Here is a 22,060-nt window from a genome sequence, read left to right as displayed (position 1 = left end):
CCCTGAGCCCACCTACCCTGGGGGCATGGGACGCTCTCCATTCACTCTAGCCGCGGCGGTGACGGCCGCACTTCCCGGCGCGGAGGTCACGGGCACCCGGACGCTCACCGCCGGCGGCGACGGCCGCTTCGACTCCGCCGTCGCGTCGCTCGCCGACGGCCGCGAACTGGCCATCCGCGTCGCGGACGACGACGACGCGGCCCGAGAGCTCGCCGCCGAGGCGCTCGCCCTGCGGGCGCTCACGGACGGTGCGCGTGCGATGCTGCCCTTCCGTGCCCCCGCGTACATCGGCGAGACCCGGGTGGGCGACGGCCGTGCGCTCGTGACCGAGCTGCTGCCCGGATTCCAGATCGAGGCGTCGATGGTCCCCGCCGGGCGTGGCGCCGCCGAGTCCATGGGCGCGGCCATCGCCGCGGTGCACGGCCTGCCGACATCCGTCGTCCGCGGGGCCGGGTTGGTGATGCGCAGCGCCGACGAGAGCCGGGCCGAGCTGGAGCGCCTGGTCGACACGGCCGCCGCGACCGGACGCGTCCCCGCGCGCCTCACCGTGCGCTGGCGGGAGGCCGTCGCCGACGACGAACTGTGGCGGTTCGAATCGACCGTCGTGCTCGGCGGCGCCCAGGCCACATCGTTCCTGTTCGACGACCACCCCGAGCGCGGCCCCGAGGTCACCGGCGTGATCGGCTGGCATGGGCTCGCGGTCGGCGACCCGGCCCTCGATCTCTCCTGGTTGTCTGCGGCCCCCGACGCGGCCGCCGATGTGCACGCCTCCTACGCGCGCTCCCTCGAGCGCTCCCCCGATGCCGGCCTCGAGATCCGGGCGCGACTGCTCGCGGAGCTCGAGTTCGCCCGCTGGCTCGTCCACGGCGACGCCCTCCGCCGCAACGACATCGTCGAAGACGCCGCCGCCCTGCTCGAAGCTCTCGCCGACGGTCTGCGCGACGACGACCTCGGCGTGCCCGGCGACCGCCGGTCCGGTGTGGACTCTGCGCTGGACGCCCTCGACCGCGTGCCCGTCGCCCCCGCTCCGGAGGTCGACACGTCCATGCAGACGGACGCCTACAACCCGGAGGAGTTCTGGGCCGCCGATGCGGACGAGCAGGGTGAGGAGGCCCCCCGGGACGCGGGCGTCGACTCGTCCGCCACCCCGCACTTCGACGCCGCCCAGCGCACGGCGGCGGCGAGCGTCGAGACCGAGGACCTCTCCGGCGTGGCACTGCGCTTCGCCGACAGCGGCGGCGACGACCGTGACGAGGTCCGCACCTTCTCGACGGCGGCCACCGACGACGACGACTCCGACGAGGCTCAGCGCGCGGCGCGGGCGGCGCTCCAGCGCTGGAAGAGCTCCTCCTCGGAGTAGACCCGGTCGCCGCGGATCACGAGATCGTCGGCCACGTAGTAGAGCGCCACGTCGATCTCCTCGAGGGGGACGCCGAAGCGCCGGTGGTAGGCGAGCCGGTACAGGGCGAGCTGGAGCATGCGCTCCTCCCGCTCCTGCGCTGTGCGGGGTGCTCGTCCCGTCTTCCAGTCGACGATCTCGATCCTGCCGCCGCGGTCGGCGCGGCGATAGACCGCGTCGAGCTTGCAGATCACGATGTGGGCGTCGGCCGCCCCCGGCCGCGCGCCCGGGAGACCCGCACCGAGCGCGAAGTCGATCTCGATCTCCACCGCGAGCGGCTGCAGCGGCCCCCACTCGCTGCGCTCGAACGTCTCCTGCAGCGCCGCGAGATCGGCCGCGTCCGCCGCGGCGCCCGGTGCCAGGCCGTCGAGGGGGGCGTCGCCGTCCGGCTCGTCCTCGTCCTGCTCCCAGAGCGCCTCGTCCACGCGGGTGCCGACGCCGACGAGCTCCGAGCGCTGCTCGACCCACGCATGGAACAGCGTCCCGAGCCGGGTCTGGCGGTACGGGCGCTCCGGCATCGGGCGCACGAGGGAGGACAGGGTCCCCGTGTAATCCGTCACGTAGTCCTTGAACCGCGACGCCGGCACCCGGGTGGGCGCCTCCGCATCGGTCCCCCGCTGACGCGCCTCCCGTTCGGCCAGCAGCCGCCGCAGCTCGTCGGAGGGCGCGGCGGTGCCGTCGCGGAGCGCCTCCTCGACGGCATCGGCCGCCGCGCTCACCACCCCTCGGCGGGCGCCGAGCGGGTCGAGGGGCCAGTGCAGGGTCGCGCCCGGGCCGTCGTACGGGTTGTCCTCCGGGTCCACCGTCGGGATCTCCTCGAGGCCCCGGACCTCGATGGCCTCCTGGAGGTAGGGACTCGGCGTGCGCGGTGCCTTCTGCCCCGCCCAGTGCGCTCCGCTGAGCAGCAGGTCGCTCCTGGCGCGGGTGACCGCCACGTACGCCAGGCGACGCTCCTCCTGACGCTGATACTCCCGGTAGGCGTCCTTGAACCGCTTGAGCGCGCCGCCGTGCGGGTTCGCCTTCGTCACCCCGCCCGACAGCGACGCCTGTGCGAGCTTCAGCCGCTTGGCGGGATCGGTCTCGTCACCCATCGCCTCATCGGGATCCCAGGCGAAGCGCGGCAGCGCGTCACGGTCACCGCGCAGGGCGAAGGGCACGACGCCGAAGCCGAACCAGCCGGACGTGTCGGACACGCGTCCGGGCAGTTCGTCCACGACCAGGCGCACGACCGCCACCGCATCCCACTCCAGCCCCTTGGAACCGTGGATCGTGAGCAGCTGGACCACCCCCGGCTCCGGCGGCTCGGGGCGCGGCATCAGCTCGTCGGTGCTCTCCGCTTTGTCCAGCCATGCCAGCAGGCTGCCGATCGTGCCGCGCTCGTCGGCGGCGAGGAAGGCGCGCACCTCATCCGCGAACGCACGGAGCTGGGTGGCCGCGACACGCGCCGGGCCACGGGTCTCGTTCGCCGCGAGCTCGATGTCCAGCCGCAGCTCCAGTTCGATGAGCCGGATCAGCTCGGGGATCGGCTGGGACGACGCGCGACGCAGACGCTCCAGCATCTCCCCCGCCGCGCGGATCCGTGCTCGCCCTTCGGCCGTGATGCCCTCCAGCAGCCGGTAGTCGTCGCGCACGGCGCGCACGACGTCGACCGCGTCCACGATGGAGATCGCCTCGTCGGCACCACGCGATGACCGCAAGCGCGCACGGACCTCCTCCGGAAGCGGGACCAGCGCGGTGTCGCGTTCCGCCAACGCCCGCCCCAGCTCGTACAGGGCCGCCATGTCGGCCACGCCGACCCCGAAACGAGGGCCGGTGAGGAGCCGGATGAGTGCGGAGCCCGCCGTCGGATCATGCACGACCCGCAGTGTCGAGACGACGTCCACGACCTCGGGGGTGGCGAGCAGGCCGCCGAGACCGAGGATGCGGTGCGGGATCCCGCGGGCCGCGAGTGCCGCCGCGAATGTCTGCATGTGCCGCTTGGAGCGGAACAGGATCGCTCCGGTGTGCGGGGCGGTCGTCGTCGCCTCGTGTCGCGCGCGCCGCTCCGCGAACCACGCCGCCACCTCATCCGCCTCGTCGTCCACGGTGAAGGGGTAGCGCACGGCGACCGTCCCCTCGCCCGCGCCGGGCCGTGCCTCCAGCGGCGGCACGTCGAGCCCGGGGCGCTGCAGCGGCTCCAGCACGCGGTTGGCGACGTCGAGGATGCCGCGATCGTTGCGCCAGCTCGTCATGAGGCTGTAGGTGCGGACGCCGCCCGCGCTCGAGAACGACCGCGGGAACGCGTAGAGGTTGTCGGCGCTCGCGCCACGCCATCCGTAGATCGACTGGTGCGGGTCGCCCACCGCCATGACCGCCGCGTCGCGGAATAGCTCCGCGAGGAACCGCGTCTGGATCACGGAGGTGTCCTGGTACTCGTCGAGCAGCACCACCCGGTGCTGCTCCCGGAGCTCCGCGCGCACATCCGGCGCCGACTCGACGATGTCGTACGCCCCCGCCACCTGATCGGCGAAGTCCAGCACGCCGCGCCGGTCCTTCTCGGCGATGTACTCGCGGACGAGCCGCGTCAGGGTCGGCAGGCTCCGCAGATTGACGGCGGCCTTCTCGACGTCCGCGTTGCCCCGGTACGGGTCGAACGCCAGGGCCTGCGCCATCGCGATCCGCTCCGCCTCGGCGAGGTCCACCCGATGGTCCAGCGCTTCGCCGGCGAGCCGCTGCACCGCGTCGATGACCGTTCCGAGTGCGTAGTCGACCTCCTCGAGCTCCGGCAGGTCGCTGCGGAGGACGACCTCCCGCGCCAGCATCCAGGACGCGGCCTGGCTCAGCATCGCCACGTCGGGATCCCGTCCGATCCGGGCGGCGTGCTCACGGACGATCCCGTCGGCGAAGGCGTTGTAGGTCGACACCCGCGGCCGGATCATGAGATCGTCCGCCGTGCGGGCCGCACCAGGGACCCATCCCGTGCCGTGCCGCTCCGCCAGCTCGTCCAGAACGTGCGCGCGCACGAGTTCGCGTTGACGACCCGGCGCGGCCTCGCCCACGCGCCGCAGCGCGTCCCCCGCCACGATCTCGGACAGATGCGGCAGGAGCCCGCGGCGTCCATACTCGTCGACGACGGCGAGACGGGCGCCGATGCGCTCCGCCAGCTCGCCGGCCGCCTTGCGGGTGAAGGTGAGACCGAGCACCTCGTCCCGCCGGACGAGGCCGTTCGCCACGAGCCAGACGACCCGGGCCGACATCGTCTCGGTCTTGCCGCTGCCGGCGCCGGCCACCACGAGCGCGGGCTCGAGCGGTGCCTCGATGACCTGCTGCTGGGCAGGGGTCGGGGTCGGCAGTCCGAGCGCGGCGGCGATGTCGGTCGCCGAGAGGACGGCGGCCGGGGATGCTGCGGTCATGCGCTCACCGCCGGCACCGTGTGGATGCGACACGGGTGCACACGGCGCTGGGTGTCGGCGCAATGCGCCTCCACCTGAGCCGTGAAGCTCGCCGCCGACATTCCGCGGGCGACCTCGGCGACCCGCTGCAGGAACCGCGTCCGCGCCTCCCCGTCGAGCGCGTGCTGATGCGCCACCCGGTAGTCGCTCTTGGCCAGCGTCTTCGAGACGATCACCAGACGGGCGCCGCCCAGGGACGCCGGCGAGGCACCGGGCACGAGTCCTTCCTGCACGGCGATCTGATACGCGGCGAGCTGGGCGTGGTCGAGCACGCCCCCGTCCGACTCCGGGTCGGTCTTGCCCGTCTTCAGATCGACGACGACCGTCGCCCCCTCAGGGGCGCCGGCCATCGGCTCCCACCCGCGCCCCCGAGCCGCGCCGTGCTCACCGGCGCCGGGAGGATACGCCTCGACGCGGTCGATGTACCCGTGCACGATCGCCCGATGACCGCGATCCTCCCCCACCGGATGGACGGTCGGCACCGCCGTGTCGCCGGACACGTCCACGGCGAACCGGAACTCCACCTCGCTGCCGAGCACGCGTCCGCCGTCCCTCGCCACCTCGCCGAGATAGCTGTGCAGCCGGTCGACGAAGAGATCGGCCCGCCGGCGTTCCTTCCGACCGATCCAGGCGGTCTCGAAGTCGAGCTCCGGCCAGTGCTCCTCGACGATCGCCCGCATGCGCTCGAGGTCGCCGTCCGGGACGCGCTCCATCGCCTCATGGACGATCGTGCCGATCCCGGCTGTGGGCGGCATCACCGTGTCGCCGCCGAGCGCGGACACCACCCAGTTGAGGCCGCACTCCTCGTAGGACTCGACCGCGGACGGCGACACGCGGGCCCCGGCGACCGCGAGATCGCGCAGGGGCGCCGCGGTGGAGGGCGGGGTGATGCCGTACCAGTCATGCGGATGCGCACCCGGCACGCCTTCCCTGGCGAGCACGGCGAGCTGGCCGGCGGCCTCGCGACGCAGCGGCTCGGCGTGCACCGTGGTGAGGACACGGCGGTGGCGGGCGACGAGTCCGCGGAGCGTGAGCGGGTGCTCGGCGGAGGCATGACGCTCCGGCGGTCCGGGGGGCGGCAGGAAACCGAAGAAGGCGCTGGGGGACAGATCGTCGTCGTCCACCGCGGTGATCAGCAGCCGATGCCGCGCGCGCGAGATCGCCCGCACGAACAGCCGCAGCTCGTCGTGCAGCGCGGCCCGACGACGGTCGAGCACCCCCGGTACCTCGACGGCGGTCCCGGAGCGGGCAGCGAGGAGGGCGTCGGCCAGTCGCCAGGTCTGGAGGAGACCGCCGCGCAGCCGGACGTTGGGCCAGATGCCGTCCTGCACTCCGGCCACCACCACCGCGTCGTACTCCGTCCCGAGGGCGGTCGCCGGCGTCAGCAGCGTGACCGTGCCGGGCCGCTCGGGTGCCGACAGCGTGTCCTCCGGGACCTCGCTGTCGAGGATGTCGCGCACGAAGATCTCCGGACGCTCGTCGGGGCTCCGCTCGACGAAGCGCTTCGCCGCATCGAAGAGCGCGACGAGGGCATCCAGGGACCGTGCCGTCTCGGCACCGGTGGGCAGCAGGGAGATCTCGCGCCAGGCCACCTGCAGACGCCGTCCGTCCACGGCCCTGGCCTGGTCCCAGATGCGCCACAGGAGATCGTGGATGGTCTCCCCCGCGGCCGCGGCCCGGGCGACCGCGGCGACCGTCTCGGCGAACCGCTCGGCAGTCCGCGACTCCGGCGCGTCGATGAGCGTGAGCGTCGCGGGCGCCGCCATCGCGGCGCGCAGCAGCTCCCGCGCGGGCGTCGATCCCCCCTGGCCCAGTTCGAGGTGCCGCAATCGCGCGCGCAGGCGGCGGAGCGCGATCGCGTCCATGCCGCCGAACGGTGTCCGCAGCGCCTCCTCCCAGGCCTGCACCGTCCGTTCCTCGTCGGGGGTGAGCGCGAGCCGCACGATCCCGACGATGTCACGGACGATCCCCTCGCTGCCGAGCGGTCGCTGCACCCCGGCGGCCCGCGTCGGGATCTCGCGCGCAGCGAGCTCGGTCTCCAGGGCCGTCACCTGCCGGGTGTCGTGGGCGATGACCGCCATGCGATCCCACGGGACCCCGGCGCTGAGGTGCCAGTCGCGCATCACGCCCGCGATGCGGTCGAACTCCTCGTACGGCGACGGAGCGAGGAAGGTCGAGACGTCCGCGCCGTCGTCCTCCGGCGCCGGCACCGGGGCGCGGCGGTGCTCGACCCGGCCGGACACGCCGATCGCCTGCGTCACCGTCCGCGTGAGGGTCGTCAGGAGGGGGTGCTGCCGGTGTGCGCCGTCGAGCACGTGCACTGCGTCCAGCGCCCCGGCGAGCTGCGCGAAGAGCTCCGGACTCGCGCCCCGGAAGGCCCCGGAGGAGATGTCGGGGTCGCCGAACGCCTGCACGGCGATGCCGCGCTCCCGAAGGGCGCGCACGACGCCGATGCCGCCGCGCGTCAGCTCCTGGGCGTCGTCGATGAGGACGACGCGGAGCGGGGCCAGCGCGCCGAGCGTCGGCGCGTCGGCCGCGCGGAGGATGCCCGCGGCCTCGCTGAGCAGGTCGGCGGCATCCCGGTGCGCGGCCCTGAGGGCATCGAGCACGCTGCGGTACTCCTCCATGAAGTCCGCCGCCGCGGCCCAGACCGCGTCCCCGGTGGCGCGGAGCTCGTCCGCACTCGCGCCGAGCTCGGTGCACTCGGCCAGGAACGCGCGGAGCTCGGAACGGAAGCCCTTCGAGGCGCGCACGGGCTCGCTGAGCGACTCGGGCCAGCGGATGCGCCGGTCCTCGGCATCGCCGGCGAGCAGCTCGGCGATGATGCGGTCCTGGTCGGCGCCGGTGAGCAGCGCGGGCGGTTCCGCGCCCTCGCGCACCATCGCGCCGCGGACGAGCTGGAACGCGAAGGAACCCAGCGACCGTGCGAGCGGACCCGGGGTCGCCAGGCCGATCCGCACGCCGATGCGGTCGCGCAGGGCGGTCGCCGCCTGCCGGCTGGGCGTAAGCGCCAGTACCTCCTCCGGGCGCAGCCCCTCGGCGTCGAGCAGGTGCACCATGCGGTCGACGAGCGTGCTGGTCTTGCCGGTCCCCGGGGCACCGATGACGACCGCGGACGCCGTCGGGGCGGCCGTGATCACGGCTCGCTGGGCGGCATCCGACATCATGCCTCCACGCTATCGGGAGCAGGGGACATCGGCCTCGACGGCCTCCGTCCGACGGCTGTGCGCTCACGGCGAAACGACCGCCGCGGCCGCTCTCCCCCCACCCGGCGCGCGATAGAGTTGGCCCCGTCCGACGAACTTCAAGGAGCACCCGTGGAAATCCGCATCGGCATCATCAACACCGGCCGCGAACTGAGCTTCGACACCGCTGCCACGGCGGACGAGGTCCGCACCCAGGTCGCCGCAGCGCTGGAGCAGAGCGCCTCGCACGTGAGCTTCGCCGACGTGAAGGGCAACTCCTACATCGTGCCGACCGCGAACCTCGCCTACATCGAGCTGGGCACCGAGGAGTCGCGTCGCGTGGGCTTCGTCGCCTGACCCGCGCATGTACATCCTCCTCGCCCTCGTGGGCGCGTGCGTGCTCGGCATCGCCGTGCACTACCTGATCGGCGGCCGCGAGCTGCGCGGCGTGGCACTCGCGCCCGCGATCGCGACCGCCGTCTCGGCGATCGTCTACACCGGCCTGCAATGGGCGGGCGTCGGCGAGGACAGCGTCTGGCTGTGGCTCGCGAGCGTCCTCGGCGCCGTCCTGGTCGCCGCCCTCGCGACGGCGGGGCTCACTGCAGCGCGCCGTCGTGCGGATGTGCACAAGCGCGCCGCTCTGGGGATCTAAGAGGCGAGGCCCATCGCATCCATGCGCCGGGCGTGCGCACCCATCAGCTCCGTGTAGACGGGCTCGATGCGTGCCTCCTCGACCGCGAGGAGCTCCGGCCGCAGCGCGGCCCGGCAGACGAGGATCGTGTCGCCGACGAGGCGGCGCGCCCACATCGACAGCAGCGACCGCCACTCCTCATCGCTCTCGATCGTCTCCTGGATGATCGCGACGATCTCGTGCCGCGCGTCGTCCTCGCGGAGGATCTGGGCGACCCGACGACCGGTCTCGCCGTAGCTGGACGCGAGCGCCAGGTAGAAGTCGTCGAGCATGCCCGCCGTGATGTAGACCGCCAGCAGCGTCTCGCGCGGGCGGGCTCCGATCGTCTTGCGCCGGAACGCGTCGAGCTGCTCCCGGAACGGGAGCATCAGCTGCGTCGGATCCTCCCCGCGCGCCGCGATGAGGTCGACGATGCCGCGGTGCTTGGTGAGCGCGGCTCCGGCGGCGCGGGAGAGCGACTCCTTCTCGGCGAGCTCGGGCGTGCCGCGGATGAGCCGCGTCAGTGTCTCGAAGTAGCCCAGCTGCAGGTACGCCGCCTGCCCGAGGAACCGGTCGAGCTCGGGCGCGAGCTCCGCGAAGTCGACGCGCGTCGCGTCGCCCTGCTCTCCGCGGCTGCGCAACGCGAGCGTGCGCCGGGGCGCGGCATCGCGCTGCCAGAACCACTTAACCACGACGTGTTCCTCCCGAGTCGGCCACGTCGTTCACAATACTCGGCGGACGCCGCCTCTCCTGTCCGGAGCCGCCCCTCCGGTAGGCTGGGCGTGTCCCCGCCGTCGGAGCGGGGCCCGCGCCTGTGGCACACGAGACGGCGTGGATCCGTTTACGAGGCGATCGCACGGTCGCCGGACAGGCATCTGAACACAGTGACAACTTTCGCCGAACTCGGCATCGATCAGGACATCGTCGACGCACTGGCCGCGAAGGGCATCGTGGATGCCTTCCCGATCCAGGAGCAGACCATCCCCCTCGGACTGCCGGGGCAGGACATCATCGGTCAGGCGAAGACCGGTACCGGCAAGACCTTCGGCTTCGGCATCCCCGTCGTGCAGCGCCTCGGCAAGGATCCGGAGCACGGCGTCAAGGCCCTCATCGTCGTCCCGACCCGCGAGCTCGCGGTGCAGGTGTACGAGGACATCGACCTGCTCACCAGCAACCGCTCCACGAGCGTCGTCGCCATCTACGGCGGCAAGGCGTACGAGGGGCAGATCGACCAGCTCAAGGCCGGCGCGCAGATCGTCGTCGGCACGCCGGGGCGTCTCATCGACCTCGCCGGCCAGCGCCTGCTCGACCTGTCGAACGCGACGGAGGTCGTCCTCGACGAGGCCGACAAGATGCTCGACCTCGGATTCCTCGCGGACATCGAGAAGATCTTCCAGAAGGTCCCCGCGGTGCGGCACACCCAGCTGTTCTCCGCGACGATGCCCGGGCCGATCGTGGCGCTCGCCCGCCGGTTCATGACCAACCCCATCCACATCCGGGCCAACGACCCGGACGAGGGGCTCACCCAGGCGAACATCAAGCACCTCGTGTACCGCGCGCACTCGCTCGACAAGGACGAGGTCATCGCCCGCATCCTGCAGGCCGAGGGGCGCGGCAAGACCGTGATCTTCACGCGCACCAAGCGCGCGGCACAGCGCCTCGTCGACGAGCTCAGCGACCGCGGCTTCAACGTCGGCGGCGTGCACGGCGACATGGGCCAGGATCAGCGCGAGCGCTCGATGGCCGCGTTCAAGGCCGGGAAGAAGGACGTGCTGGTCGCGACCGACGTCGCGGCGCGCGGCATCGACGTCGACGACGTCACGCACGTCATCAACCACACCATCCCGGACGAGGAGAAGACGTACCTGCACCGCGCCGGCCGCACGGGTCGCGCGGGCAAGACCGGCATCGCCGTCACGTTCGTGGACTGGGAGGACCTGCACAAGTGGGCCCTCATCAACCGCGCCCTCGAGTTCGGTCAGCCCGAGCCCGTCGAGACCTACTCGTCGAGCCCGCACCTGTACACCGACCTGGACATCCCCGAGGGGACGAAGGGCCGACTCGTCAGTGCTCCGAAGAAGGACGTCGCGAAGCCTGAGCGCAGCCGCCGCCCCGAGCGCGCCGCCGATGCGGCCGCCGAGGGCACCGGTGAGGGCGGCACGCGCCGCCGCCGTCGTCGTCGCAACAGCACCACGGCGGTCGGATCGACGTTCGCGGACGGCTCCGGCGACACGGCGTCCGGTGGGGAGTCCACCGCGCCGTCCGCCGACCGCAGCGCCGAGGGCGCCGGCACCCACGACGGGGCCGGCAAGGAGCACCACGACGGCAAGCCCGCTCCGGCGCGTCGCCGTCGGCGCCGCCGCGGTGGTTCCGGCACCGGCGCCGCTCCCGTCACCGGCGCCTGATCCGCGTCCGCTTCGATCGAGGGGCGTCCGCACGGTCTTCCGTGGGGCGCCCCTCGTCCCGTATCGCGGCGCTCGGCACCTGCGGCGGGTACACCCAGGCGACGAGCACCACGGAGATGATCATCAGCAGGAACCAGGAGCTGAGCTTGCTCACCGACACCGGCTGCCAGACCTCCGCCTGATCGGGGTAGGCCCAGGCGCCGGCCCAGGTGCCGATGTTCTCGGCCAGGTAGATGAACACCGCCACCCCGGCGAACACCAGCAGCAGCGGCAGGCGGATCGTCCGCCGCCACACCCGGGCCTGCATGACGGTCGGCAGCCACAGCACGACGACACCGGCGAGGAGCACCCACCGGGCGTCCCACCACCAGTGGTGGGTGAAGAAGTTGACGTAGATGGCGGCCGCGAGGATCGCCGTGAGCCAGCGGCGCGGGTAGCGGATGAAGCCGAGGTCGAACAGGCGGTACACCCGCACCATGTACGAGCCGACGGCCGCATACATGAAGCCGCTGAACAGGGGCACGCCGCCGATGCGGAGGACGCCGTCGGCGGCATAGGCCCAGGAGCCGACGTCCGTCTTGAACAGCTCCATCGCCGTCCCGGTGAGGTGGAACAGGACGATCACCCAGAGCTCGCGGCCGCTCTCCAGACGGAACACGAGCATCGCCACCTGGATGAGGATCGCCGCGATCGTCAGCGCGTCGTTGCGGGCGAGCGCGGCATCGTCCGGATACCAGAGGCGCGCCGCGACGATCACCACCAGCAGGGCGGCCCCGAACACGCACGCCCACGCCTGCTTCAGCACGAAGACGAGGAACTCGGCCATCCCCGCCCGGAAGCCCGACGTCGGCACCGCACGGAGGAGACGACGGGCCGCCGCGTCGACGCGGCGTTCCAGGGAGGTGGCACGTTGCATGCCTCGGACCGTATCGGCCCACCTCGACAGAATGCCGGGAGACCGCCGACAGGTCCGCCTCCCTCAGGGGCGGCGCGGCGCCGAACCCGAGGCGCGCGCGATGAGCCGCGCCACCATCTCGTCGGCGGTGGTGTTCTCGCCGGGGATGTTCGGCTTCCCCGTCCCGTGGTAGTCGCTGGATCCCGTCACGATGAGGTCGTGCGCGGACGCGAGCTCCCGCAGCAGCCGCTTGCCGGCCGCGGTGTTCTCGCGATGGTCCACCTCGAAGCCGGCCAGCCCCGCATCGATGAGTCGTTCGATGTACGGCACCGGCATCATGCGATCCCGGCCGGCGGTGACCGGGTGGGCGATGATCGCCACTCCCCCTGCCTCGGTGATCAGCCGGACGGCGGTCAGCGGGTCGGGGGCGTAGTGCGGCTCGTAGTAGCCCTCCCGTGGGTGGAGGATCCCGTCGAAGGCCTCTCCGCGGTCGCGCACGATGCCGCGCGCAACGAGGGCGTCGGCAATGTGCGGGCGTCCCACGGTCGCATCGAGCGTCGTCTGGGCGAGCACGTCATCCCAGTGCAGGTCGTAGTCGCGGCCGATGTTGCGCACGATGCGCTCGGCGCGACCGATCCGGTCGTTCCGGATGCGGTCGGTCTCCGCGCGGAGGGCCGCGTCCTCCGGGTCGAACAGGTATCCGAGCACGTGCACGCTGCGCCATTCGTGCTTCGCGGACAGCTCCATGCCGGGGAGGAAGGTCATGCCGAGGGCGACCGCGGCGTCCCCGGCCTCCGCCCACCCCGTGGTGCGGTCGTGATCGGTGAGCGCGGCGGTCCGCACGCCGTGCCGATGCGCCTGCCTCATGACCTCGGCGGGCGACTCGGTGCCGTCGGAGTGGTTGGAGTGCAGGTGCAGGTCGGCGGGACCGGCGGGCGGAACGGGCATCCTCCGAGCGTACCGAGCGCGGGGGCCGTCGGCGCGGAATCGGACGGGTGATCCGGACGCCCCGCGGCCGCCGCGAGGCAGGGAGTTCACAGGCGGTGCTCCTAGGCTGGAGGGGATGTTTCGACTGCTGGGGATCCTGCTCACCGTGCTGTTCGCGATCGCGACGGCGATCGTCGTGTGGCCGCAGTTCTTCCACCTCGAGCAGACCTACCCGTTCGCCCAGCTCGTCGCCGCCCGCGGTCTGGTGCTCGGCGGATTCCTGGTCATCGCGGTGCTGGCGCTGCTGCTGCTCCTCGCCCGACCGCTCCGCGGGTTCGCGGCGTCGGTGCTGATCGTCGCGCTCCTCGGCGCCGGAGCGACCGGCGCGATCGGGGCCACCCGCGGATTCGGCGTGGCGACGCTCCCCGAGCGCACCGAGACGAGTCTGCGGGTGCTGACGTGGAACACGGCGGGCGAGGCGGTGTCGGCCGAGCAGATCGCCCAGGAGATCCTGGAGCAGGGCGCCGACGTGGTGGCGCTGCCCGAGACCACGGAGGCCGTCGGCGAGCGGATCGCCCTGATGCTGCGCGAGCAGGGGCATCCCATGTGGGTGCACCACGTGCAGTTCCGCCCGGACGTCCCGGACGGTCCGCAGTCCTGGCAGACGACCGTGCTCGTGGCGCCGGAACTCGGGGAGTACTCCGTGATCGAGTCCTCCAAGGACGGCAGCAACAACACGGGATCGGTCCCCAGCGCCGTCCTCATGCCGATCGACGGCGACGGTCCGACCATCGTCGCCGTGCACGCCGTGGCACCGCGCATGGAGGAGATGCAGCAGTGGCAGAGCGACCTCCAGTGGATCGCCGACCAGTGCCCGGCGGGCGACTTCATCCTCGCGGGTGACTTCAACGCGACCGTGGACCACATGGCCTCGCTCGGCGTCGACGGCGGCGACATGGGGTACTGCCGCGATGTGGCGTCCCGGACCGGCAACGGGATGTCCGGCACCTGGCCCAGCTCCTTCCCCGCCCTCGCGGGCGCTCCCATCGACCACGTCATGGCGTCGCCCAACTGGCGCCCCACGGGGTCGGCCGTCCTCGAGGACGCCGGCGGCAGCGACCACCGCGCGCTCGTCGTCCAGCTCGAGCCCGCCGGCTGAACAACGGCTCCCCGTTCCAGGTGAGAGACTGGACGGATGAGCACCGGAGAGAACGACACGATCGCGGACGAGACCGTCGAGAACAGCTCGACCAACCGGAAGCAGCCCTTCCCCCAGGGCTTCCTTGACACGATCTCGACCGGGTGGGCCGAGCGCCCCGAGACCCTCCCCGCGCCGCGCGCCCAGGCGCCGTACGCCGAGCGCCGACGCGCCGCCGTGTCGGCGGCTTTCCCGGGCCAGCGCCTCGTGATCCCGGCCGGCGCGCTCAAGCAGCGCAGCAACGACACCGACTACGTCTTCCGCGCCCACTCCGCGTTCGCCCACCTCACCGGCTGGGCGTCGGACGCCGAGCCCGACTCCGTCCTGGTGTTCGAGCCCACGGACGACGGTCACGACGTCACGCTGTACTTCCGCGAGCGGGCGGACCGTACGACGACCGAGTTCTACGCCGACGCCACGGTCGGCGAGTTCTGGATCGGCCCTCGCCCCTCCCTGGCCGGCGTCGCCGCCGACCTCCAGGTGGCCACGGCACATCTGGACGAGTTCGTCCCCGTCGACGGGGAACTCGTCCTCGACGAGCACGAGGGCCTCACGCGCTTCGTCTCCGAGCTGCGTCTGATCAAAGACGACTTCGAGATCGCCGAGATGCGCCGCGCTGTGGAGATCACCGCGCAGGGCTTCGACGACATCATCCGCGAACTCCCCGCCGCGGTCGCCCACGCCCGCGGCGAGCGCGTCGTCGAGGGCGTCTTTCACCGGCGCGCCCGCGAGGACGGCAACGGCGAAGGCTACGACACGATCGCCGCCTCCGGCCCGCACGCCTGCTACCTGCACTGGACGCGCAACGACGGCACGGTGGTGCCGGGCGACCTCATCCTCGTCGACGCGGGTGTCGAGGCCGACAGCCTCTACACCGCCGACATCACCCGCACGCTGCCGGTGTCCGGAACGTTCACGGACGTGCAGCGTCGCGTCTACGAGACCGTGCGGGAAGCCGCCGACGCGGCCTTCGCGGCGGCGAAGGTCGGTGTCCGCTTCCGTGACGTCCACGCGGCGGCCATGACGGTCATCGCGGCGCGGACGGCGGAGTGGGGACTGCTCCCGGTCACGGCCGAGGAGGCGCTCGATGCGGACAAGGGCGGGCAGCACCGCCGCTACATGGTCCACGGCACATCGCACCACCTCGGGATCGACGTGCACGACTGCGCACAGGCGCGCCGCGAGATGTACTACGACGGCATCCTCACGCCGGGCATGGTCTTCACGATCGAACCGGGACTGTACTTCCAGATCGACGACCTCACGGTGCCCGCGGAGCTGCGCGGGATCGGCGTCCGCATCGAGGATGACATCCTGATGACCGAGGACGGGCCGGTCAACCTCTCCGCGGGCATCCCGCGCACGGCCGACGAGGTCGAGGCGTGGATGGCCCGTCTGCAGCGCTGACGGAAGCCCGCAGCGGCGTGCCACGGCCGCGCAGCGAGGAGCGGAGGGCCGCCGTTCTCCCCAGACCGGCGGCCCTACCCCCTCGACAGAGACGACGGTCGGACCGGGATCTCCTCCCCCGAGGATCCCGGAGCCGCACACCGGCATCGTGCCCGGCGCCGGTGCGGTGCTCTTCTCCCCCAGTGAGCTGCACGCGTCTCCATGGGAAGAGATGCAGACCCGCGCGGTTCATTACGCGATCTCGGCGAGATCTTCGCGCCGGGCGGCGTCAGCCCGCCTGCGCCGCGATGAAGGCACCGACCACGGGAGCGAGATCCGCGGCCACTTCCGCCGGCGGGCGGCGACGGCCCTTCACCTCGAAGGAGTGCCCCCCGCCCTCGATCCAGTGCACGCGGGCATCCTGACACGCGGCGACCGCGTCCTCCAGGTCGGCGAGCGGCTGGATGAACGGATCCGCCGTCCCCTCGATGAACAGCTGCGGGACGGTGATCGACGGCAGATGCGCGATCCGGGGCTTGTCCGGCCGGCCGGGAGGATGCAGCGGGTAGCCCAGATAGACGAGTCCGTCCACGACGAGACCGTCGGCGACCGCCACGGACGCCATGCGCCCTCCGTAGGACTTGCCGGTCGCCCAGACGGCGGCATCGGGCATCCGGTCTCGAGCGACCGCGACGGCTGCCTCCCACGTGGCGATGGCGTGGGCCGCGGGACCGGGCATGCGCCGCCCCTGCTCGCTGTACGGGAAGGCGAAGCGCAGCGTCGAGAATCCGAGCGCCGCCAGCGCGGCGTCGAAACCGACGAGGAACGGGTGGTCCTTGCCCGCACCCGCGCCGTGCGCGATGAGGATCACGTCGCTGCCCGAGCCCGGTGTCCAGTCGGCGGACACCGGTGTCGTCCCGCCGGGCAGGGCGACATCGAAGCGGAGGGGTGACGGCTCCGCGGTCACCGCACGGATCCGGGGGTGCCGGTCTCCGGATCGGCCGGGCGCGGCGGGACACCCGGCTCGGGAGCCGGACCGGGTTCCGGAGCCGGAGCGGGCTCCGGAGCGGGAGCCGGTTCCGGAGCCGGGGCGGGCTCGGGAGCAGGTTCCGGAGCCGGCGCCGGGGCGCCGGGCGTGATGCGCTCTCCGTACTTCGGGGGCTCGTCGAGGTTCACCGGGGGCCGCACCGGGGCGACCCGCTGGGCGCCGAGCACCTGGCGGGCCTTCGCCAGCGAACCGGCCTGCACGGTGACCTCGTAGTGGTCGGCGGCGAACTGGGTGACGCTCGCGAAGTCCCGACGGCGGCGCACGATGGCATAGGTGATCAGGCTCAGCAGCATGCCGACCGCGACGCCGATGAGGACGAATCCCACGAACAGCTGGATCGGGACCTCGGGGTTGCCCAGCACGAGGATCGCCGACAGGAAGAGACCGATGAGCACGCCGTTGATCGCCCCGGATCGTGCGGCGGCGGCGTAGCCGAGTCGTCCGGTCACGCGCTCGACCGTCCGAACGCTCTGACCGACGATCGCGATGTCCCGCGCGGGGACCTCTCCGGCGATCAGCTTCGACACCGCCTTCTGCGCGCTCTCGTAGTCGCGCATCGACGCGACGATCTCACCGGTGTCCGTGCCGCTCGCGGGGCGATTCAGCATGCTCATCCGGCCATTCTCCCACGTCGCGCACCGGGCCGGCCGAGGGGCCGCCGCGACCGCCGTGCAGGCGGGCCGCGGGCTACGCTGGTCGAGTGAGCACACAACGGGTTTTCGCCGCGCGCCTGGCAGGGTGCGCCGTCTTCGATCCCGTCGGCGACCGGCTCGGCAAGGTCCGGGACGTCGTCGTCGTGTATCGAAGTACCGCGGCCCCGCGTGTGATCGGCCTCGTCGTGGAGATCCCGGGGCGCCGTCACGTGTTCCTCTCGATCGGTCGCGTGACGTCGATCCGGTCCGGACAGGTCATCACGACCGGCCTCATCAACGTGCGCCGGTTCTCGCCGCGCGCGGGCGAGGTGCGCGTCCTCGCCGAGATGCTCGGGCGCCGCGTGAGCCTCACGGACGGCAGCGGCACCGCCGTCATCGAGGACGTCGCGATCGAGCCCAACCGGCTCGGCGAGTGGGCCATCAGCCAGCTCTTCCTCCGGCGTCCGAAGACCGGCGCCTCTCCGTTCGCGAAGGGTCCGACGACGTTCGCCGCCTGGAGCGAGGTGACCGAGGAGCACGCCCCGGGCGAGGCGCAGTCCGCGGAGCAGCTCGTGGCCTCGTACTCTGAGCTGCACGCGGCCGACCTGGCGAACACGCTGCTCGACCTGCCCCAGCAGCGGATGATCGAGGTCGCGGAGGAGCTCTCCGACGACCGTCTGGCCGACGCCCTGGAGGAGATGCCCGAGGACGAGCAGGTGCACATCCTCGATCGCCTCGGCGAGGAGCGCGCCGCCGACATCCTCGACCAGATGGAGCCCGACGACGCCGCGGACCTGCTGGCCCAGCTGCCGCCCGCGCAGCTGGAGGAGCTGCTCCAGCGGATGGAACCCGAGCGTGCCGAGGACGTCCGGATGCTGCTGCGCTACGGCCCCGACACCGCGGGCGGCCTGATGACGCCGGAGCCCATCATCCTGTCCGCCGACGCCACCGTCGCGGAAGCCCTCGCCCTGATCCGCCGCCATGAGCTGCACCCCGCCCTCGCGGCGGCCGTCTTCGTCACCCTGCCGCCGTTCGAGACCCCGACCGGACGACTCCTGGGCCTCGTGCACTTCCAGCGCATGCTCCGGTACCCGCCGCACGAGCGTCTCGGGGCGATCCTCGACGACAGCCTCGAACCGGTCCCCGTCACGGCGTCCGCGGCCGAGGTCGCGCGCATGCTGGCCAGCTACGACCTCGTCTCGCTGCCCGTGATCGACGCCGCGCACCGCCTGGTCGGCGCGATCAGCATCGACGACGTGCTCGACTACCTCCTGCCGGACGACTGGCGCACCCACGACAGCGACGATGTCGCTCCGCCCGTGACGGAGTCACGCTGATGGCGCGCAAGGAACGGGCCGCCCGCCTGGACGCCCCCGGACGGACCAGCACGCGCCCCCGTTCGACGTCGCGCGACCGCTTCGGCCGGTTCACGGAGTGGGTCGCCCGCGCGATGGGCACCCCGGCGTTCCTCGTCATCCTGAGCCTCTTCTGCATCCTCTGGATCGGCTGGAACACGCTGATGCCGCGAGAGGTGCGCTTCGACGACGCCGCGCTCGGGTTCACGGCGCTCACCCTCATGCTGTCGCTGCAGGCGTCCTACGCCGCCCCGCTCATCCTCCTCGCGCAGAACCGACAGGACGACCGCGACCGGGTCCAGATCGAGCAGGACCGGCAGCGGGCCGAGCGCAACCTCGCCGACACCGAGTACCTCGCCCGCGAGATCGTCGCGCTGCGGATGTCGCTGGAGGAGCGCAACTCCCAGGTCGTCACGCGTGACGTCCTGCGGCAGGAGCTCCGGGCCCTCCTGGCCGAGCTGGGCGAGTCCGACGAGAAGACCGCAGGCGGCACCGGATCATGACGGCGGCGGAGAGCGTCCGGTCGGCGGTGGCGGCGGTGACCGATCCGGAGCTGCGTCGCCCGATCGGCGACCTGGACATGGTGCGGGACATCCGCGTGGAGGACGGCGTCGCCCACGTCGGCATCGTGCTGACGATCGTGGGGTGTCCCGCCGCCGACCGCATCGAGCGCGATGTGCACGGGGCCGCCGCGGCGGTCCCCGGCATCACGGCCGTCGAGGTCGAGGTGGGCGTGATGACCCCGGCCGAGCGGAAGGCCCTCACCGAGCGGCTGCGCGCCGGACGACCCGCACGGCACATGCCGTTCGGGCCCGACTCGCTCACCCGCGTCATCCTCGTCTCCAGCGGCAAGGGCGGGGTCGGCAAGTCGACGGTCACCGCCAACCTCGCCGTCGCCCTCGCCGATCACGGGCTCGCGGTCGGGCTCGTCGACGCGGACGTGCACGGCTTCTCCATCCCCGGCCTGCTGGGCATCCCCGCCGGTACGCAGCCGACCCGCATCGACGACCTCATGCTGCCGCCGGTGGCGCACGGCGTGAAGACCATCTCCATCGGGATGTTCCTCCGCGATGGAGAGGCCGTCGTGGCCTGGCGCGGACCGATGCTGCACCGCACGGTCTCCCAGTTCCTCACCGACGTCTTCTTCGGCGACCTGGACGTCCTCCTCATCGACATGCCGCCCGGCACCGGAGACATCGCCATCTCGATCGGACAGCTCCTCCCCCACGCCGAGGTGCTCGTCGTGACCACGCCGCAGCCCGCCGCATCGGACGTCGCGATCCGCAGCGGGCTCGTGGCACGCCAGACCGGGCAGCGCGTCATCGGCGTCGTCGAGAACATGGCGGCGTACACGCTCCCGGACGGCACCGTGGTCGACCTGTTCGGGGCCGGTGGCGGCGCCTCCGTCGCCGACGCCCTCTCCGAGCCCGACGCCCCGGTGCCCCTCCTGGCCTCGATCCCCCTCAGCCCCGCCCTGCGCCAGGGGGGCGATGAGGGGGTGCCGGTGGTCGCGGCCGCCCCGGACGACGCCGCCGCGCAGGCGATACGGGCGCTGGCCGCCGGGCTCGCCCGCCAGGGGCGAGGCCTCGCCGGCCGCTCCCTGCCGATGTCGATCGCATGAGCCCGCGGGGAAGGAGGCCCGGATGCCGCACCGCTCCGTGACCGTCGATGAGACGCTGCAACGGCGGATGGCGCGCGACGCCGCCGTGTTCGCACTGACCCGTCCGGCCGCGATCGTGATGTGGATCGCCCTCGCCGCCGGTCTCCTGCTCAGTGTCCTCACGCTCTTCGGCCGGGTGGCCGCCGGGGACGAGGTCAGCACGATCGTCGCATGGTTGCCGGCCGTCACCGTCGCTCTCGGGGTCTACGCCGTCGTGCTGACGACGGCCAACGCGCGCCGGGCGGTCCGGGCCGCGATGCCCGTCGACGCCGTCGTCTGGGTGGCCCTGGAGGACGACGTGCTGCAGCTCGGGAGCGGACGTCGCCGGTCCGAGATCCCCTACCGCACGTTCCAGAGCCTGCGCGTCGGGCGGGACGCGGTGCTCTTCAAGGTGCGCGACGCCTCCGTCGCCACGGCGATCCCCCGCTCCCTGTTCAGCGACGACGAGGTGGCGCTGCTCCGGACCCGGATCGGCTGAACGGTCGGGATCAGGTCGCCTCGGAGTCGAACGGCGGCCGGTTGTCCGCGCTGAACGAGGGCGGCGGTGTGCGCGGGGCGACCGGCTCGGCGATCGTCGCGGTCGCCTGGGCGGGGGTCGCGGGCTGCGGCTCCTCCAGGAGCGCGTCGCGGATGATGCGGCGGGGATCGTACTGACGCGGATCGAGCTTGCGCCAGTCGACGTCGTCGAGCTCCGGCCCCATCTCCTCCCGCACCCGTGACTTCGTGTCGCGGATGTACTCGCCGGCCTTGCGCACGATGCGCGCGAACCCTTCGGCGGCACGGGGAAGACGCTCGGGGCCGATGATCAGCACGGCGATCAGGCCGATGAGCAGCAGCTTCTCGAAGGTGAGGCCGAACGTCATGTGACCAGGCTACCGCCGCGCCTGCGGCCTCTGCGCGCAACGACCGAATACCCTGGACACAACAGCCACGCAGGCAGGGAGAGGCAGGTCATGAGCGAGCACGACGCCAACGCGCGCTTCCTTCGCGAGTCCATCGTGGAGCCCGACTCCATCGCCCGCGCCCGCGCCCACGCCGTCGAGCTCGGGGCGGCCCCCGTGAGTGCCGTCGTCGGCTCGCAGATCGCGGTGCTCGCCGCCGCCGCCACCGCCCGCTCCATCGTCGAGATCGGCACCGGCGCCGGCGTCTCCGGACTGTGGCTGCTGCGCGGCGCCCCGAACGCGGTGCTGACATCGATCGACAACGAGCCCGAACACCTCGCCGCCGCTCGCCAGGCGTTCGCCGAGGCGAAGGTGCCGTCCACCCGCGCCCGCTTCATCGCGGGGCGCGCGATCGACGTCCTGCCGCGCATGAACGAGTCGTCCTACGACATCGTCCTCGTGGACGCCGACCCGGAGAACGTCATCGAATACGTCGAGCACGGACTCCGCCTCGCCCGGACCGGCGGCATGGTGCTCGTGCCGCGGATCCTCGCCGGCGGGCGCGTGGCCGATCCGGTGCAGCGCGACGAGGTCACGTCCGCCTACCGATCCCTCGTACAGGAGACGCAGGAGTCGTCGGCCGTGCTGGCCACCGTCTCCCCCGCCGGAGAGGGCCTGCTGCAGCTGATCCGCCTGGACGACCGCGCCTGACGGAGCCCGCCGAGACGCGAAGAGGGCGATGGATCCGCGGATCCATCGCCCTCTCGGTTCCGCCGCAGCGGATCCAGATTCGATCAGGCCGGGGCGACGACGGCACCGAGCACGTCGTGAAGCTCCTTGGCCTCGGCGTCGTTCACGGAGACGACCAGGCGGCCTCCTCCTTCGAGCGGAACACGCACGATGATGAGTCGTCCCTCTTTCACGGCCTCCATGGGTCCGTCTCCGGTCCTCGGCTTCATCGCTGCCATCGTGGCTCCCTTTCCTCCGG

At 72.5% G+C, this 22,060-nt stretch carries 20 protein-coding genes; 11 read left to right on the top strand and 9 right to left on the bottom strand.

The window, feature by feature from the left end:
- The first annotated feature begins 25 nt into the window (after nucleotides 1–25).
- Entirely contained in the window at nucleotides 26–1,360 is a 1,335-nt protein-coding gene (locus KAF39_RS09735) for a hypothetical protein (RefSeq protein WP_246878275.1), read from the top strand.
- Here KAF39_RS09735 and KAF39_RS09730 read toward each other — a convergent pair.
- Together KAF39_RS09730 and KAF39_RS09725 are read right to left on the bottom strand one after the other, a co-directional pair.
- Complete coding sequence (locus tag KAF39_RS09730) at nucleotides 1,306–4,791, bottom strand: ATP-dependent DNA helicase (RefSeq protein ID WP_210677073.1); 3,486 nt, start codon at nucleotides 4,789–4,791, stop codon at nucleotides 1,306–1,308. The two genes, KAF39_RS09735 and KAF39_RS09730, sit on opposite strands and share 55 nt — an antisense overlap.
- Nucleotides 4,788–7,997, bottom strand: coding sequence for an ATP-dependent DNA helicase (locus KAF39_RS09725; protein WP_210677072.1), 3,210 nt, complete (start codon nucleotides 7,995–7,997; stop codon nucleotides 4,788–4,790). The genes KAF39_RS09730 and KAF39_RS09725 overlap by 4 nt, the downstream gene beginning before the upstream one ends.
- Nucleotides 7,998–8,147: 150 nt before the next feature.
- On the opposite strand from KAF39_RS09725, the gene KAF39_RS09720 reads away from it, so the two are divergent.
- Nucleotides 8,148–8,372 carry a DUF3107 domain-containing protein gene (locus KAF39_RS09720; protein WP_149084878.1) on the top strand — a complete coding sequence of 75 codons (225 nt, stop codon included), beginning with the start codon at nucleotides 8,148–8,150 and terminating at the stop codon, nucleotides 8,370–8,372.
- Between the two features lie 7 nt (nucleotides 8,373–8,379).
- Nucleotides 8,380–8,667 (top strand): hypothetical protein, encoded by a 288-nt coding sequence (locus tag KAF39_RS09715; RefSeq protein WP_210677071.1) that lies wholly within the window; start codon nucleotides 8,380–8,382, stop codon nucleotides 8,665–8,667.
- On the opposite strand, the gene KAF39_RS09710 is transcribed toward KAF39_RS09715, so the two are convergent.
- A complete protein-coding gene (locus tag KAF39_RS09710) occupies nucleotides 8,664–9,377 on the bottom strand; it encodes a ferritin-like fold-containing protein (RefSeq protein WP_210677070.1) in 714 nt (237 codons plus the stop codon). The genes KAF39_RS09715 and KAF39_RS09710 overlap by 4 nt on opposite strands.
- A gap of 192 nt (nucleotides 9,378–9,569) precedes the next feature.
- Here KAF39_RS09710 and KAF39_RS09705 point away from each other — a divergent pair, with 192 nt between their 5' ends.
- Nucleotides 9,570–11,090 (top strand): DEAD/DEAH box helicase, encoded by a 1,521-nt coding sequence (locus tag KAF39_RS09705; RefSeq protein WP_210677069.1) that lies wholly within the window; start codon nucleotides 9,570–9,572, stop codon nucleotides 11,088–11,090.
- Here KAF39_RS09705 and KAF39_RS09700 read toward each other — a convergent pair.
- Nucleotides 11,077–12,006 carry a DUF817 domain-containing protein gene (locus KAF39_RS09700; RefSeq protein ID WP_210677068.1) on the bottom strand — a complete coding sequence of 310 codons (930 nt, stop codon included), beginning with the start codon at nucleotides 12,004–12,006 and terminating at the stop codon, nucleotides 11,077–11,079. The two genes, KAF39_RS09705 and KAF39_RS09700, sit on opposite strands and share 14 nt — an antisense overlap.
- A 63-nt stretch (nucleotides 12,007–12,069) precedes the next feature.
- Nucleotides 12,070–12,933 (bottom strand): PHP domain-containing protein, encoded by an 864-nt coding sequence (locus tag KAF39_RS09695; RefSeq protein WP_210677067.1) that lies wholly within the window; start codon nucleotides 12,931–12,933, stop codon nucleotides 12,070–12,072.
- Nucleotides 12,934–13,048: 115 nt separating this feature from the next.
- Here KAF39_RS09695 and KAF39_RS09690 point away from each other — a divergent pair, with 115 nt between their 5' ends.
- Both KAF39_RS09690 and KAF39_RS09685 read left to right on the top strand, forming a co-directional pair.
- Complete coding sequence (locus KAF39_RS09690) at nucleotides 13,049–14,071, top strand: endonuclease/exonuclease/phosphatase family protein (protein ID WP_210677066.1); 1,023 nt, start codon at nucleotides 13,049–13,051, stop codon at nucleotides 14,069–14,071.
- 36 nt (nucleotides 14,072–14,107) lie between these two features.
- Nucleotides 14,108–15,517, top strand: coding sequence for an aminopeptidase P family protein (locus KAF39_RS09685; RefSeq protein ID WP_210677065.1), 1,410 nt, complete (start codon nucleotides 14,108–14,110; stop codon nucleotides 15,515–15,517).
- 268 nt (nucleotides 15,518–15,785) lie between these two features.
- Here the strand turns inward: KAF39_RS09685 and KAF39_RS09680 are convergent, their stop codons facing one another.
- Together KAF39_RS09680 and KAF39_RS09675 are read right to left on the bottom strand one after the other, a co-directional pair.
- A complete protein-coding gene (locus KAF39_RS09680; protein WP_210677064.1) occupies nucleotides 15,786–16,463 on the bottom strand; it encodes an alpha/beta family hydrolase in 678 nt (225 codons plus the stop codon).
- Nucleotides 16,460–17,158 (bottom strand): general stress protein, encoded by a 699-nt coding sequence (locus KAF39_RS09675; RefSeq protein WP_210677063.1) that lies wholly within the window; start codon nucleotides 17,156–17,158, stop codon nucleotides 16,460–16,462. Before KAF39_RS09675 ends, KAF39_RS09680 begins: the two co-directional genes overlap by 4 nt.
- Before the next feature lie 86 nt (nucleotides 17,159–17,244).
- Between KAF39_RS09675 and KAF39_RS09670 the strand changes: the two genes are divergently transcribed.
- Genes KAF39_RS09670 through KAF39_RS09655 form a run of 4 tightly spaced genes read left to right on the top strand, consistent with a single transcriptional unit; the run spans nucleotide 17,245 to nucleotide 20,669 of the window.
- Nucleotides 17,245–18,513 (top strand): magnesium transporter MgtE N-terminal domain-containing protein, encoded by a 1,269-nt coding sequence (locus KAF39_RS09670; protein ID WP_210677062.1) that lies wholly within the window; start codon nucleotides 17,245–17,247, stop codon nucleotides 18,511–18,513.
- Nucleotides 18,513–19,034 (top strand): DUF1003 domain-containing protein, encoded by a 522-nt coding sequence (locus KAF39_RS09665; RefSeq protein ID WP_210677061.1) that lies wholly within the window; start codon nucleotides 18,513–18,515, stop codon nucleotides 19,032–19,034. Before KAF39_RS09670 ends, KAF39_RS09665 begins: the two co-directional genes overlap by 1 nt.
- Nucleotides 19,031–20,152, top strand: coding sequence for an Mrp/NBP35 family ATP-binding protein (locus tag KAF39_RS09660; RefSeq protein WP_210677060.1), 1,122 nt, complete (start codon nucleotides 19,031–19,033; stop codon nucleotides 20,150–20,152). The genes KAF39_RS09665 and KAF39_RS09660 overlap by 4 nt, the downstream gene beginning before the upstream one ends.
- Nucleotides 20,153–20,174: 22 nt before the next feature.
- Nucleotides 20,175–20,669, top strand: a complete 495-nt coding sequence (locus KAF39_RS09655) for a YcxB family protein (protein WP_210677059.1) — start codon at nucleotides 20,175–20,177, stop codon at nucleotides 20,667–20,669.
- A 10-nt stretch (nucleotides 20,670–20,679) separates the two neighbouring features.
- On the opposite strand, the gene KAF39_RS09650 is transcribed toward KAF39_RS09655, so the two are convergent.
- Complete coding sequence (locus tag KAF39_RS09650) at nucleotides 20,680–21,054, bottom strand: twin-arginine translocase TatA/TatE family subunit (RefSeq protein ID WP_210677058.1); 375 nt, start codon at nucleotides 21,052–21,054, stop codon at nucleotides 20,680–20,682.
- A gap of 90 nt (nucleotides 21,055–21,144) precedes the next feature.
- On the opposite strand from KAF39_RS09650, the gene KAF39_RS09645 reads away from it, so the two are divergent.
- Nucleotides 21,145–21,783, top strand: coding sequence for an O-methyltransferase (locus KAF39_RS09645; protein ID WP_210677057.1), 639 nt, complete (start codon nucleotides 21,145–21,147; stop codon nucleotides 21,781–21,783).
- An 83-nt stretch (nucleotides 21,784–21,866) separates the two neighbouring features.
- Here KAF39_RS09645 and KAF39_RS09640 read toward each other — a convergent pair whose 3' ends face one another.
- Entirely contained in the window at nucleotides 21,867–22,040 is a 174-nt protein-coding gene (locus KAF39_RS09640; protein ID WP_071328210.1) for a DUF3117 domain-containing protein, read from the bottom strand.
- Between the last annotated feature and the right edge of the window lie 20 nt (nucleotides 22,041–22,060).

This window comes from Microbacterium sp. BLY (genome assembly GCF_017939615.1).
Taxonomy (GTDB): domain Bacteria; phylum Actinomycetota; class Actinomycetes; order Actinomycetales; family Microbacteriaceae; genus Microbacterium.
Note: the sequence above shows the minus strand (reverse complement) of the source record. Positions and strands in the feature narration are given on the sequence as shown.

Bases quoted from the DNA above. Each gene is read 5' to 3' on its own strand.
- KAF39_RS09735 (WP_246878275.1), top strand. From the start codon at position 26: ATGGGACGCTCTCCATTCACTCTAGCCGCGGCGGTGACGGCCGCACTT.
- KAF39_RS09730 (WP_210677073.1), bottom strand. From the start codon at position 4,791: ATGACCGCAGCATCCCCGGCCGCCGTCCTCTCGGCGACCGACATCGCC.
- KAF39_RS09725 (WP_210677072.1), bottom strand. From the start codon at position 7,997: ATGATGTCGGATGCCGCCCAGCGAGCCGTGATCACGGCCGCCCCGACG.
- KAF39_RS09715 (WP_210677071.1), top strand. From the start codon at position 8,380: ATGTACATCCTCCTCGCCCTCGTGGGCGCGTGCGTGCTCGGCATCGCC.
- KAF39_RS09700 (WP_210677068.1), bottom strand. From the start codon at position 12,006: ATGCAACGTGCCACCTCCCTGGAACGCCGCGTCGACGCGGCGGCCCGT.
- KAF39_RS09695 (WP_210677067.1), bottom strand. From the start codon at position 12,933: ATGCCCGTTCCGCCCGCCGGTCCCGCCGACCTGCACCTGCACTCCAAC.
- KAF39_RS09690 (WP_210677066.1), top strand. From the start codon at position 13,049: ATGTTTCGACTGCTGGGGATCCTGCTCACCGTGCTGTTCGCGATCGCG.
- KAF39_RS09685 (WP_210677065.1), top strand. From the start codon at position 14,108: ATGAGCACCGGAGAGAACGACACGATCGCGGACGAGACCGTCGAGAAC.
- KAF39_RS09675 (WP_210677063.1), bottom strand. From the start codon at position 17,158: ATGAGCATGCTGAATCGCCCCGCGAGCGGCACGGACACCGGTGAGATC.
- KAF39_RS09665 (WP_210677061.1), top strand. From the start codon at position 18,513: ATGGCGCGCAAGGAACGGGCCGCCCGCCTGGACGCCCCCGGACGGACC.
- KAF39_RS09660 (WP_210677060.1), top strand. From the start codon at position 19,031: ATGACGGCGGCGGAGAGCGTCCGGTCGGCGGTGGCGGCGGTGACCGAT.
- KAF39_RS09655 (WP_210677059.1), top strand. From the start codon at position 20,175: ATGCCGCACCGCTCCGTGACCGTCGATGAGACGCTGCAACGGCGGATG.
- KAF39_RS09650 (WP_210677058.1), bottom strand. From the start codon at position 21,054: ATGACGTTCGGCCTCACCTTCGAGAAGCTGCTGCTCATCGGCCTGATC.
- KAF39_RS09645 (WP_210677057.1), top strand. From the start codon at position 21,145: ATGAGCGAGCACGACGCCAACGCGCGCTTCCTTCGCGAGTCCATCGTG.
- KAF39_RS09640 (WP_071328210.1), bottom strand. From the start codon at position 22,040: ATGGCAGCGATGAAGCCGAGGACCGGAGACGGACCCATGGAGGCCGTG.